Source organism: Mucilaginibacter sp., from assembly GCF_041660805.1.
In the GTDB taxonomy this organism is placed as follows: Bacteria; Bacteroidota; Bacteroidia; order Sphingobacteriales; family Sphingobacteriaceae; genus Mucilaginibacter.
This window is the reverse complement of the sequence record NZ_JBAZVP010000007.1, coordinates 99,293-113,382: the sequence shown is the minus strand read 5'-3', so window position 1 is coordinate 113,382 and position 14,090 is coordinate 99,293. Positions and strand designations below refer to the sequence as shown.

General features: G+C 39.8%; 11 protein-coding genes. 2 read left to right on the top strand and 9 right to left on the bottom strand.

Features of this window, described 5'->3' with window-relative positions; translation table 11 throughout:
* Window positions 1–17: 17 nt before the first annotated feature.
* From WC743_RS12005 to WC743_RS11965, 9 genes are all read right to left on the bottom strand, one after another.
* On the bottom strand, window positions 18–1,079 hold the full coding sequence (locus WC743_RS12005) for a PAS domain S-box protein (protein WP_373012241.1): 1,062 nt from the start codon (window positions 1,077–1,079) through the stop codon (window positions 18–20).
* A 155-nt stretch (window positions 1,080–1,234) separates the two neighbouring features.
* Entirely contained in the window at window positions 1,235–2,149 is a 915-nt protein-coding gene (locus tag WC743_RS12000) for a DUF4397 domain-containing protein (protein WP_373012240.1), read from the bottom strand.
* Window positions 2,150–2,163: 14 nt separating this feature from the next.
* The gene (locus WC743_RS11995; RefSeq protein ID WP_373012239.1) at window positions 2,164–3,747 is read right to left on the bottom strand and encodes a SusD/RagB family nutrient-binding outer membrane lipoprotein; all 1,584 of its coding nucleotides are present in this window, start codon (window positions 3,745–3,747) and stop codon (window positions 2,164–2,166) included.
* Window positions 3,748–3,758: 11 nt separating this feature from the next.
* Window positions 3,759–6,818 (bottom strand): SusC/RagA family TonB-linked outer membrane protein, encoded by a 3,060-nt coding sequence (locus WC743_RS11990; protein WP_373012238.1) that lies wholly within the window; start codon window positions 6,816–6,818, stop codon window positions 3,759–3,761.
* A gap of 317 nt (window positions 6,819–7,135) precedes the next feature.
* Entirely contained in the window at window positions 7,136–7,846 is a 711-nt protein-coding gene (locus WC743_RS11985) for a basic secretory protein-like protein (RefSeq protein WP_373012237.1), read from the bottom strand.
* A 131-nt stretch (window positions 7,847–7,977) separates the two neighbouring features.
* Window positions 7,978–8,925, bottom strand: coding sequence for a DUF5777 family beta-barrel protein (locus WC743_RS11980; RefSeq protein WP_373012235.1), 948 nt, complete (start codon window positions 8,923–8,925; stop codon window positions 7,978–7,980).
* A gap of 24 nt (window positions 8,926–8,949) precedes the next feature.
* Window positions 8,950–9,495 carry a YceI family protein gene (locus WC743_RS11975; protein WP_373012233.1) on the bottom strand — a complete coding sequence of 182 codons (546 nt, stop codon included), beginning with the start codon at window positions 9,493–9,495 and terminating at the stop codon, window positions 8,950–8,952.
* A 1-nt stretch (window position 9,496) separates the two neighbouring features.
* On the bottom strand, window positions 9,497–10,804 hold the full coding sequence (locus WC743_RS11970) for a hypothetical protein (RefSeq protein ID WP_373012231.1): 1,308 nt from the start codon (window positions 10,802–10,804) through the stop codon (window positions 9,497–9,499).
* Window positions 10,801–11,445 carry an RNA polymerase sigma factor gene (locus WC743_RS11965; protein WP_373012230.1) on the bottom strand — a complete coding sequence of 215 codons (645 nt, stop codon included), beginning with the start codon at window positions 11,443–11,445 and terminating at the stop codon, window positions 10,801–10,803. Before WC743_RS11965 ends, WC743_RS11970 begins: the two co-directional genes overlap by 4 nt.
* Before the next feature lie 348 nt (window positions 11,446–11,793).
* On the opposite strand from WC743_RS11965, the gene WC743_RS11960 reads away from it, so the two are divergent.
* Both WC743_RS11960 and WC743_RS11955 read left to right on the top strand, forming a co-directional pair.
* The gene (locus WC743_RS11960; protein WP_373012228.1) at window positions 11,794–12,606 is read left to right on the top strand and encodes a glycosyltransferase family 2 protein; all 813 of its coding nucleotides are present in this window, start codon (window positions 11,794–11,796) and stop codon (window positions 12,604–12,606) included.
* Window positions 12,603–14,018 carry an oligosaccharide flippase family protein gene (locus WC743_RS11955; RefSeq protein ID WP_373012227.1) on the top strand — a complete coding sequence of 472 codons (1,416 nt, stop codon included), beginning with the start codon at window positions 12,603–12,605 and terminating at the stop codon, window positions 14,016–14,018. The genes WC743_RS11960 and WC743_RS11955 overlap by 4 nt, the downstream gene beginning before the upstream one ends.
* Window positions 14,019–14,090 lie beyond the last annotated feature (72 nt).

Below are 14,090 nucleotides of genomic sequence, written 5' to 3'. Positions count from 1 at the left end.
GATTAAAATACACAGCGCTAATTTTTAAACGAAATGGTGAAGACAGCTCCTTCATTTGGCTTGCTGTTTAAAGAGATGTGCCCGCCCAAACTGGTAATATGGTTATAAACAAGGTACAGCCCAATACCCTTACTATCAGGATGATCATTGAATTTTTGGTTAAACCCAAACAACTTGCCTTTTACTTTATCCATATCAAAGCCCACACCATTATCGGCAATAATCAATTGCTTAATCCCTTTAACTTTAGCAGACCGGATACTAATAACCGGCGGAATACCAGGCTGCGTATATTTAATGGAATTGGTGATCAGGTTAAGAAATATACTTTCCAGGTAAGCCTTATTGAAGTTGATCTTATCAAACGCGGCAAAATCTATACTGATAGTCGCTTTTGAATCTTTAATTAGGGCACCGAGTGAGTGCAGCACCATCTTTAAGCATTTATCCAACTCAATTTCTCCGGTTTGCACAGTTAACCCCTCGTTTGCGGCAAAGGCGTCAACATAAGTATTCAGGGTGTCTTTAAGACTTTCAGTAGCGGCTTTTAAAATGTCAATAAACTCCAGCGTTTCGGTGTCCTTAATTTTAGATGTATTAAGCATCTTAAAAACCATAAGTAAATTATTAACTGGCGACCGCAGATCATGCGATGTAATATAGCTAAGCTGCTTTTGGTCGTTATTAATTTTAGTAAGGCTTTCAATTAGCTGTATACGGTCTTCTTCTATTTTCTTTTTATGAGTAATATCTTTAGCAATGGCATAAACGATTTGTTCGGCCTCTACAGGCATTGCTGTCCATGACAACCAAACTATTTCTCCATTCTTTTTTACGTATCTATTCTCATAGTTTAAAAGAGGGATATCGTTTTTAAGATTCTCGCGGTGTCTTGATGTTATGTCGCGGTCTTTATAATAAATAAACTCATTTATTGGGCGGGCATACAATTCCTCGTTACTATATCCCAACAATTGAGAAACAGCCGGATTTATCTTTTTAAAATAACCATCATAACCGGAAATGCATAACAGGTCGGGGGTTAATTCAAAAAAACGATCTAAGCTATATGTTGTCAAAATCTCTTCCAGATAATTCACGTTCTCCTATACGTTACAACATGAACTTTTGTTGCAACTATTGCCCAGCGGTAGGGATAAAGCTTCCTCTGGGTTAAAACCCGTAAGCATTGCTTACGGGTTTTTCCAAATTTAGCGATCTTATAAATTATAAATTACTTATTTGTGTAATAAGTAAGACCAGCCGGGTTAAAATAAATTTCAGGAAGTTTTGTTGCAGGATCTGTAACCGGTAGCGTAGGCCTTGCGGTAGCCTTTAGTGTTATGGTAGTACTCGGTACGGCATAATCAGAAGCAAGCCCTCTTCCCACCAGGGTATAGTATCTGCCCGGCGCTACCGGAATTGCGGCAGTAACCGTTCCAAATTTGGTTGTTGCACCAGCTAAATACATCTGAAAGACAAAGTTGGTAGTACTTGATGAATTAACATCAACCGGTATAAAATCTGTCACGTTGCTATAAGTGGTGGCGGTTGCTACAGTTTTGGTTGTTGCCGTACCACCGGTTAAGGTATAGGTAACAGATAGGTCAAGCGCTGCACCATTCGGTATCATATGCGCAAAGCGGATGTATGCCTTATTAGCAACAGGCTCAGGAAATTTATCCTCTACAATTTTAGCAGTTAACCCTGTAGTTGCCGAGCCCGGCAGGCCCATTGCAAAAACGGAATAAGCAGAACCATCAGCTGTGGCCTGACTAATATTGCCAATTACAACGCTATTAGGTATGGTTTGGGGGCTTATTAACCGGGGTGTGGGTGTTGAGGCTACAAACTGCACAGATGTGGTACCTGATGGTACATTTAAATAGTTACTGCCCGGGAATACAGATAAATAAGCAAAGCCCGTGGTTATTGATGTGACGATCCCATTATCTGTTACCGGGTAAATGGTTGAGGCAGATACCTTTTGACTGTTGACAAAACCATCAAGTGCCGGCACTCCGGGTGCAGCATGTATCAGCTTTATTTGCGTGCCTTTAACAGTATCCCCTAATTGTGTTATATTATTTTTTGTACAGCCGGCCATGATCATTAGCAGACCGAAAGCAATGAATATTGTTCTTTTCATGTTTTGTTTAATTGCTATGGTAAAATAAACCATGGTTTTGTTGTGTGATAATCAGCATTTAGCGCGCCAATAAGCTTTAAAGCCGGTACGTTCCAGATATATTCTGAATTATAACGAGGCCTTAATAAATACACCTGTTTACCGGCATTATCAGGGTAAATAGTAGTTGGTTTTACATAGCCCTGGAAAATATTAGTATCATATTGATACCTGCGTTCATCAGCCCAAACCTCCGGTGCGCCCCATACAAATAATGCAATAAACTTTTGCTGCAATATATCACTCAATTGCAAAGCTGCACCGCTTTGTTTAACACATGGCCCTGCTAAATATGCAGCCTTGGCAGTTGCGGATATATAGTTTTGCGGGCCTACTGCTGTGTTCCCAATAGGTGGGTTACTTACAAAATCAAGACTGCCGGTTATACCGTTTTTATAATAAGTATAAGCACCACTAAGGTCCCCTTTTTTATATAAGGCTTCAGCCACAAAGAACTGCACTTCGGAATAGGTCATTAATACTCCGCGTGAGTTATCATTAAAAATATATTTTGGCGTTCCGGCACCTGCTGTAGTAAGATCTGTTTTAGCGCCTGCCATAATGGGAATCAATAGATTTGCATCTGCCGCATTCGGGTCGCCCAAAGGCGCTAAAACGCCTCGGTAAACGCCATCTTTGCTTGGAGCAAGCAATAAGGGCAAGCGCGGATCTAAGGTGTTGTTAGGTGTTGCTGAACCGGTAAATATGCGCCCATCCAATAATCTTACCATAAAATCTGACTGGCGGAAACTTGGAAGATTAGCACGAGTTGGCCCCCAAAAATTTGAATCGCCAGATTGTGAGCCGGTGTTTTGCACACTGGCATTATCGGCGTTGCTTACAAATGAGCTGTCGGCATATTTCTTAACAGCATCAGCATTAAAAGTTGATTTATTACTTAAATGCAAAGCATTTTGAGCAAGTATGGCGTACACAAACTTTATCCATTTAGAACGGTCACCATAGTACATATAATCCCCTTTAGCTAACGTTGGCGAAAGCGTAAGCCCATCAGTATTTTTAGCTAAATTCAAATAGTTTAATGCTATTTGGCAATCCTTAACTACTTCGGCATAAACATAATCAGGGCTGTCATAATTAAAAGTAAGCTTTGTTGGGTCATAGGCTTCTTTAACAACCATATTGTTATACTCATCAGCACCGTTCTGCCATCCCCAGGCACGTAGCGCCCATGCAACGCCTATGTAGTCGTATTTTTTTGTAGCTGTTGCATCTTCCAGCATTAGGTTAACGTTTTGGCCAAGGCTAAAATAAACAGTCCGCCACATTTCGCCGCCCGAGTCACTACCGGGTATATACCCTTCCTGGTCCCAAACATTATTTGCTGTAGCTGCACCCCATATTTGAGCATACTGACCTATGTAACGGCTATCATACCAATTCCCACGGGCCATACCGGCCAGCATTGGCGGCAATAAAGTACTTGCATCTACACTGGTTGGCGCATTGGGGTTAGTATTTATATCAACATATTTTTTACAACTGCTTGCAAAGCTTAATGTAAGCATAGCAGTTAGCGTGTATATTATTTTTTTCATGAGTGGTATGCTTATAATTTAACTCTTAAACCAAACGAAATTGTACGTGGGCTGGCCAATGTACCGTAATCAAAACCGGCAGACCCCGAGCCCCTTGTTGAAGAGTTATTACCATTTACATCCGGGTCGGCACCAGAGTAGTTGGTAATCAGGAACACTTCTGTAGCGGTAGCGAAAACACTTGCGCCTTTAAACACTTTTTGGCGGGCAATTAAACTTTGCGGCACTGTATAGCTCAAGGTAATATCCCTCATTCTTAACCAATTAATGTTATGCTCCACAAAATCAGATTCAACTGCACTGGTATAATAAGTATTTTGATAATAAGGGGTAACCTGTATAGTATTTACAGTTGGGTTAGCCGAGTTCTCGTTACCATCTTTTAATACACCCTGGATAATGCGGGGCTGCATCCTATCCAATGTACGGGCACTTAAACCGTAACGGGTAAGGAAAAGTTCATTGCCATTAAATACGTCTCCGCCTTTACGTATATCTAACAGAAATGAAAGGTTAAACGCTTTATAGTTAAACGAGTTTCCAAAACCAATTGTAAACTTTGGCTGCCGGTCTCCTGTGGTAATAAATGTGTTATTTGAGATAGGTAAGCCGCTGCTTGGATCAACCAATACCTGGCCATTGTTATTGCGTGCATAGCTAAATGTAGCAATATTAGTTAAGCTGCTGCCCGGGAATAAACTGGCACGCGCGTTAGCGTAAATCCAGGTATCGGAATTGTAATATTCGGGCAAATCGCCCAGGTTAATTACTTTACCACGGTTAAGGGTGAAGTTTACAAAAGTATTCCAGGTAAAGTTTTGGGTTTTAACAGGTATACCCGTTAATTGGGCCTCAACACCACGATTTCTGATCTCGCCGCCATTAACAAGCTCCAGGATATAGCCCGATGCATAGCTGATGCGCGGATCAAAGATCTGGTCAGTAGCCCTGTATTGGTAAAAACTGAACTCTGCACCTAAGCGCCCATCAAAAAACTGAAGATCAGCACCAAAATCTATCTGGTAATCTTTCTCGGGCCTCAGGTTTGGATTGTTCCCGGTAACATCATATGCAAAACCGCCCCCCGTGGTAGCCTGTTGTATAACACTTGATTTGATCTTGTAAGGTGCAAACGGATCTTTACCCACACCTGCATAAGAGAACCTTATTTTACCATATGATAATACCTTACTATCCTTTAAGGCGGGCAATTGTGTAAAAATAAAACCTGCCCCTGCCGATGGATAAAAGTAAGTGTTGTTATTTGTTCCGGATAAGCGGGATGAATAATCATTCCTACCAGTGGCATTAAACGTAAACATTTCTTTGTAAACGATACCTAACCGGGCTATCTGGCCAATACGGCGGGTTTCAAAAAAGTTGCTTGAGTTACGCTGGGTAGTTGGCGTAGTGTTATTTATAGTGTTAAAATCGGGCTGTAAAAATTTCTCGCCATATGAGCCATTGATCACATCACGGTTATCATAAATCTCGGCACCCACAGCAAGAGTAGTACGGAAATCACCAAAATTCTTTTTTACTGTAGCGAAGAAAGAGCCGTTGGTTAATAGGTTATTGTCATTATAGTTATCAATAATACCACCTGATGATATACCACTGGTTGATGCAAAACTATTTAATGCCGAATTTTGATAAGATGAGCTATACTGGCTTAGAAGATTGTTACCATTTGTAGTGTAAAAATCAACTCCCACCAAAGCACGCAAATTTATCCAGCTTGCCGGGTCATAAGAAAGGTCTATATTGGCAACCATACGGTTGGTTTTATCACGACTGACGTTCTTATTCGCATCCCACAAAGGGTTGTCAAAATCAATGCTGTTATCACCCAATAATGTAGTAGGTGGTATTAATGTTCTTCTGCTGCCATCAGGATTCAGATAGTTACGTACATCATCATTAGTTGGCCATGCCAGTGTGTTAATATAGGTGCCCGAATTTCCTTTGTTGAGTTTACGGTTATCTATGTTAAAATAGTTGAAAGATGCACTACTGGTTAGTTTGGGTGAAAGCTTTGCCGTACCTGCAAAACGTAAAGATATTTTATCGTTATAAGCTACAGGCAATACGCCTCCTGTATGGCGGTAACCACCCGATATACGGTAAGTAGCCGTTTCATTACCACCCTCAAGCGCCAGGTTATGCTCTTGTGAGTACCCTGTTTGAAAGATGTTTTTGATGTTATCAAAAGTTGGCGTCCCGGCCGCGTAAGCGGGGCCAAAAGCTGTTCTTACCAAAGGGTTGGTATATCCACTGGTACCCGGCCCAAAAGTGCTTTGCACACTTGGATAACGGTAAGCATCAGAGTAACTAAAGTTATTATCATACGTAACGGCACCGTTGCCACTTTTACCTTTTTTAGTAGTAATAACAATAGCACCACCTGCTGCATCAGAGCCGTAAACGGCAGCAGCATCAGCACCTTTTAATACGGTGATATTCTCAATATCATCAGGATTAATATCGGCAATACGATTGGTAAAATCCTGCCTGCGGTTATCACCATTAGAGGTAAGTGAGCTTTGGCTTAAGGCATCGTTAGTAACACGGATACCATCTATCACAAATAAAGGCTGGTTACTGCTGCCAATTGAAGTAATACCACGCAATACTATAGATGCCGATGCACCCGGCTGGCCGCTTGTACTGGTAATTGTAGCACCGGCAACACGGCCCTGTAATGCGGTTACAAAGTTTTCCCGGTGTGTTTCTTGTACCGCCGAGCCTTTTATAACCTGTACAGATGAAGTAAGGTCACGCCGTTCCTGCTTCACACCAAAGCCCGTAACTACAGCTTCCTGCAAGTTTCTGACGCTTGATTGCAGTGTTACATCAATAACACTTTGTGAACCTATCAGGCGCTCTACTGTGGTACTGCTGATGAACGAAAAAACCAGGGTTTGCCCGGTAGCAGCATTGATGGAGTACTTTCCGTTAGCATCAGTACTTACTGCTGTGGTGGTACCTTTAATTTTTACGGTAACACCCGGTAATGGAAGGTTGTCATCGGTTGAGATCACTGTTCCGGTTATCGTTTTGGTTTGCGCCATAAGCTGCATGGCACAACAATTAACCAGAAGAAAAAATAATAGTAGAATTTTCCTCATACAAACTTGTTTTAGAATAAAAAAATAAATAAAATGTAATATCAGGAAACAATTTTTAATTAACAATTATAAATTATCAGCATATTATTTTGATATTTCCTTTATATATGAAATATTAATTGTGATTATCACTATCTACCTCAAATTCACTATAAAGCAACAATGGCTTAATGTATTTTTCTTTAAACAACAAAGCCGCTTACATATGTAAGCGGCTTTGTTGCCTTGTAAAAAATTCGTTACGAAGGTATCTACCCTATTTAAGCCGGTTTATTTTCATTGGAAACATAGGCTGCCCAAAGTTCATCAAGTGTTTTGCCGGTCAGTTTTTTCCAGCTATCATCTTTATAAGTATGGCTGCGTAGTTGACTATCAAGTTTCTGAACAATTCCCTTTTTTACATCTTTTTCTACCCATACTAAAAAACGGGCAGTAATGCGGTAGGCATTGTCATAATGATGGGTAGGCTTTAATGCAGGGAGTGTCCATTTTGCAGTTGCATTATCAACTCCATAAACATATCGTACATAGTCGGCAATACCCTCGGTAAGCCAACCGGGACCAGCATTATCACCATAATCCTGCACTATATGCATTACTTCATGTGTAACAACATCCAAATCGGTTGGTTGCTTCAACATCCATTTTGGGTTATAGCGAACAGTACCATCGGCCGTTGCCGCCACTCCTTTATAGTTAGGATCAATTATAAAAACCACCTTTCGCAGTGTTTTTTTGTTAAATGCCTTTGCCTCTTCAGGATAAACTTTAAAAAAGGCATCTTCCATACGCTGCTTAACAGCATCGCCTTGTTTTACAAAAGTGCTATCTAAATTAACAAAGATAAGGGTGTAGTTACCTTTGGTTATAGAATCACGTGATATAAACTTACCTACCGTTTTCCAATCTCCCTGCTGCGCGTTTGCATGTATGCCTATGAACAGGCTTATAATTAATATGAGTTTTTTCATTTGCTTTATAAGGCGTTTTTTGAATTTCAAAAATGCCTCTTATTATTCTTTAGTGCAAATGTGAGATAGATTTGTTACCTGACAGTTTAAAATTCTCTTTGATAGCATTAGTAGATTGAAAAAGCCGGCCATTAATATTTCTTGTCTTTTTTATCCTTGTTAAAACTGAACATCCTTGAAATGGTAAAGCCTAAACGGAACTGGCCTTTACCCCAATCAGATTGCGTGTTAGCCAGATAGCTTGATTCGCTGATTGCTTTGGCATTTGAGAATACGATGGTAAACACGTGTCCGCCGGTTTCTATCTCCAATCCTACACCCAATGGGTCATAAAAAGCATCGGCACCGGTAGCATTGTTCCTGAATGATGAGAATGGATGCGCATAATCTACCACAATAGCCATGCGCTTGTTAACCTTTAAGCGGCCTGCAACTCCCAATGCAAACATATCTTTTTCATTGCCGAATACATATGGGAACACCGAGTTATGGCGTACAAAGGTTGGCGATATTTGTAACGAAAAAGCCGATGAGAATTTACGGGCTATAATAGCCTGCCCTACATACGCAAACCTATCGCCAAAGGTTGGGAAAGCTATGTCATCAGTATAGGCCTTAACGCCGGCCTTACCCAGCAAGGTAATAGCTATAGGTGAGGAATTATCAGAAGTTTGATGTAACACTGCATATTTTAAGCCCAGATCTATTTGCTGTGCAAACTTGCTGCGGCCGAACAAAATATCAAGGTTATTGCTTACACCATATTCAAAGCCTATGTAAATATCGCTTGAGTTATCTAACCCAAAAAAGGTTTTGCCCCCACCCTGTGAACCGGCCAGATCACCAAAGCGGTGGATCACCAAAAAATTAAGATTGTTCTTTTTAACAGTTTCGGTGGTTGAACCCAAAATTAACCGGGTAGATTTAAATGTGGCTATAACGGGTTCATCTTTTGGCTCACTTTTATTCAGGGCATTCATTAATGAATCAGTTGCTGTGGTGTCTGCTGCCGGCTTGGTTTGTGCCCATAAGCTTGTGCTTATAGCAGTTATTAATAAAAATGATGCGAATTTTTTCATGATAATATATTATTAGGTTTTGGTTTACTTAGCCGCGGTATAGGTTGCCGAAACATTCATTTTAATACTTTCGGCAATGTTTTTAAATACCAGCTGGGGTATATCTATTTTATGATCAACACACTTAACCATAAACTCTGATGCCATACTAACAGCCCCATTGGCAATTGTTACCGTACCCTGAATGGTTCGTGGCCGTATTACGCCATGCACATCAAGATTACCGGTTACTGTAATAGGGTACGTGCCATTCTTTGTAATATCTATCCGCTCCTGTACTTTTCCTTTAAAGGATGCACGCGGATATTTATCACTCTCCATGTAATTTTCATTAAAATGCTCTTGCATTCTTGACTTTGCAAATTGGAAAGAGCTAATGGCTACACTGAAGGCAATATCACCTGTGGCTGCATTATAAACCGATGTTCCTGAGGTTGTTGAGGCTTTGATATCCTCAATTGGCGCACTTGAGAACAAGTCGATCTTTACGTTTTTACAGGCATAGAGATCCTGGCTTGCCTGGTTTTGGATGCTTAACCAGGCAAGTAAAATAATACCGATGTACTTCATGTTACTTTGGTTTAGAAAAAGAATTAAAATTATAATTAAACCCTACAGCAATACCCGCCGACTGGAGGCTTACCTGACTGTATCCAACCGCCGCAAGCGGGATTTTCATATATGGCTGTACACTCAAACTCATCTTTGAATTAAGTTGACGTTCAAAATTCACATTCACGTTAGCTATACTTAGCAAATAGTTTTTACTGTTTTTAACCTGATAGCTTTGCGGCCCAGCATTTGGTGTGCTGTACGTGTACTTATACTTTTCGTACAGCATAAAGTAAGATGATAACCCAGTACCAACTGATATTTTATTGCGTTGTTTCTTATAAACCTGGTAACCCACATTTATAGGTATATCAATCATCCGGCAATCTGCGGTTACACTTATTGGATCCTCCTTAAAGTTGTAAGCAGTTGTGTAATTTTGAAAGCCGGTGGCGTAAGGTTTTATTGAATATATAGCACCGGTTGATATAGTGAATTTTTTGATCCCTACAGAAAGTTGTACCCCAAAATTGCTGCCCAGCTTGCTTTCGCTTCCAAATGAATTTACGCCATTCAGATCTGACGACGCTATAACACCAATGGCAAACTGAGGGCGACCGGCAAACGACTTCGTAATTTTCTTTTTAGGTGCCTTATTTGTTTCGGGTGCTGCTGTTACCGCTTTTTCTGGGGCTGCGTTCGCTGCAATTTGCTGTGTATCATTATCCTTTGTAATAACCCCTCTCTTACCTGATGTATCCGGAGAAGCATTTTTTGTTACAGCCGGAGGATTAACTTTCGCTAAAGCAGGTGATGAATCATTTATAGTTTTGCCTTGCGCATTGCCTGCATTAGCCGGTGGGTTAAATATTAACCCGTTATTTTTACCGGGCTTGCCTGTATCTGTATTCGCTAAATTATTAAACTGCGTTTTAGGAGCAATCCCTTCCTGCGGGTTTGCGTCCCGAAGCTTTTTTGTATGTTCTTTAATTGTGTCAGGTGCTGTATTTACAGCTTCCTGCTGTTGTGAACGTGCTGTAGTATCGGGCATGGCGTTAGGCACCTGTTTTACAGCAACCTGCTGTTTTACCGGTTTATTAACAACTACCGCGGGTTTAAAAAACCACCATCCAAATATTAATAATAGCATTGCGGCAATGCTGCTTATAATAGGCAACCACATAATACGACGGGGCTTTTTATCTTTATCAAGCATTTGCTCGAGAGCATCCCAATCCTCATCGTTATAAGAAAACTGACGGGCAGGGTCTTCCAGTCGCTTTTTAAAAATGTCATCTATTTTATCTTTATCCTGCTCGTTCTTCATTTTCTTATACCATTACTAAAAAAGGCATTTTTTATATCCGAGCCGCACATAGCCACTATTGAATTATAATCCATACCCCTATTATAATTTGTATTGTTGTTAGCAGCTTCATCTGCTTTTAATATCATGTACTTTAATTTTTGTCGTGCTTTGTGCAAATTTGATTTTGATGTACCCGCGCTAATGTTCAGCATATCGCCAATTTCCTCATGTGAGTACCCGTCAATAGCAAAAAGATTAAATACCGTACGGTAAGCCTGCGGCAGCTGTTGTACCATTGCCAGCAGATCTTCGTAATTTAAATTTCTGTCAACCAGTTCGCCATCCGTTAAATGTTCGGCTTTGTCCAGGTCTTCAGTATAGGCCATTTTTAAATTGGCCCGGTAATAATCAATAGACACATTCATCATAATACGGCCAAGCCATGCTTTAAATGGCCTTTGTGTATCAAACCTGTCTATATGATTAAAAACTTTAAAAAAACCCTGGTTCATGACCTCGGCAGCTTCGCTCCGGTTACTAGCATAACGCAAGCATATCCCCATAGAAAATCCATAAAATGCTTTATATAGCATCTTTTGTGATTTTCTATCCTGTTTTACACAGCCATCAATCAGTTGATGTAGTTCTTCTTCGCCCATATGGGGTATAAAATCATTAATTTACCTACAAACCAGCCCTTTCTTTAAGCATCACGTTATTTACCTATTAAAGGTTGCCTGCCCTAACAATAAAAAATTACATATTTACCAATACTCTGTAAATCAGCATTTTAAATTTACCAACATTAGCAATCTTTAACAATGAAGTTAATTGAATTAAATATATAACACAACTCTTTGCTTAAACAGTTCCAGCTCATTAATTATCCATCGAAATTATTTTGGCCATATCTTGTATGGGAGGCAACCTTAAAGCATAATTGAACGATATACCTAATAAACGCATTTGTAAAACCGGATGTTAGATAACGCAAATACAATTCTCCAATGGTACCTGTCTCTATAGTTATTATTACCAAAAACGAAGCTGCATTAATTGCCCACTGCCTTGAGATGGCATTATTAATTACTGATGATATTGTAATAGTTGATAATGGCAGTACAGATGAAACATTAAATATTGTGAAGCAATATGGCTGCCGGTTCTATCATAAAAACTGGGGCGGGTATGGTGCCAATAAAAACAAGGGGATTGAACTGGCCCGTTATAACTGGATATTAAGTATTGATGCCGATGAAGTACCTGATATGGAACTGGTACTGGCCCTGTATGATCTTGACCTGCGTGATCCTAATATTGTTTACGACATTAAATTCAGATCGTTCTTTGGAAAGAAGCTGATACGCCATGGCAGTTGGGGGCGAGACCATCATCTCCGTTTATTTAACCGCACCCTTGTAAAATGGTCAGAACCGGAGGTACATGAAACACTGATCCTACCTGCTGATATCCAAATAAAAAAACTAACCGGAAACATTAACCATTACTCGGTGCAAAATATTAATGAATGCAATAGCAAAGCCATTCATTATGCCCGCTTAAGTGCAAAACAGTATATGATAAGCGGGAAAAAAGCTACTTTTTCTAAACTGTATTTCTCAGCCGCTTTTGGCTTTGTAAAAAACTATCTGTTCCGCTTAGGTTTTTTGGATGGGGCTGAAGGATTTAACATTGCCCTAATGATTTATAAAAACACCCGATTAAAATATGCCTACCTGAAGTTATGTGAGAAGGGCGAATTCATTGCCGATAACTCGCAGGTAAAGAGTAATAATTTAATTGTTGAATTAACCAATTGAAAAACAACCTGCTCAAAAATCTATCGGCTAATACTATACAATTAGTAATTAATCAGTTATCGGGCCTGGTTATTTTTTACATCTTATCTTCCGGGCTTGATAAAAATAGCTTTGGGCAACTTAACCTGGCCCTGGCTATATTACTGGTAGTTTTTAACTTACTAAGTTTGGGTATTGACCATGTTGCTATACGCAAAATAGCTTCAGGATATCCGTCTCATTCTATACTCTCGCTTTACCTGTTCCATGTATTAATAACCGGTATTCTGTTTTACGGTGTATTGTTGACCGGGAGCTTTTTCTTTAACCTGCAAAACGGATTGTACCCTCTCTTGCTATTAATAGGTTTAGGTAAATTAATGATCTATTTTTCAACGCCATTTAAGCAATTAGTCAGCGGATTGGAGCAGTTCAGGACCTTGGCTTTTATGCTGATCGTATCCAACGTGGTACGCGGCATAGCTTTAACGGTTCTTGTTTTACTCCACATCTTATCCCTGCAAACCACTATCATTATATTTATTGCAGGTGATATACTTGAACTGGCCTTTTGTATTTGGCTGTTTAAACGCTCTACCCAGGTACCGGTAAGTGTTAGCTATAACAAAATAGCTTATATAGCTTTACTACGCGAAGCCTTGCCACAAATGGGTGTTGCATTAATCACATCGGCGATGGCCCGGTTCGATTGGATATTTATTGGCTTTATGGTATCGGCTATTAAATTGGCTGAATATAGTTTTGCTTATAAGGTATTTGAAATGTCAACCCTGCCTTTACTCGCTATTGCCCCTATATTATTGCCCTGGTTTACCAAACTATTTAAACATACGGTTACCGATACCAGCAATCTCAACCTCCTACTCAAAGCCGAAATGATCATCGCCGCCTTAACAATATTATTACTAAACATACTTTGGGTACCGGTTATTGATGCGTTAACAGCAGGCAAATATGGCACTGTTAATGTAAATACGACATTCATCCTTACTCTTTGCATCCCCTTTTTATATCTAAATAATTTTTTGTGGACAATAAACTTCGCATTGGGCCGCACAAAAATGATCCTGACCGGGTTTATAATTACCCTAATAGTAAACGTTGGTTTGGATATTTTACTGATCCCCTTTTTTAAGAATGAGGGCGCGGCCGCGGCCTTCTTAATAGCAAGTATAGTACAGGGGATATTCTATTTATATAAAACTCAAATAGCTGGCTTTAATGGCATTTTGTTGAACTTATTTGTTTGTACAGTGTGCGCTGTACTAAGCCTCATTTTGGCAAAAACATACATTTTAAACTACTACCTATCATTAGGCATTGCAGTAATTTTATTCTTTGTACTCCTATTTCTCACCATTCAAATCCGGCTTGCTGATATTAAAGGTATTCGCAAACTACTTGCCGTATAATTATCTGTATAATCCATCTGTTGAAGGCAACCATTCCAATTTTCAGCCCGTATTGTTTTTAGAGATGAGAGG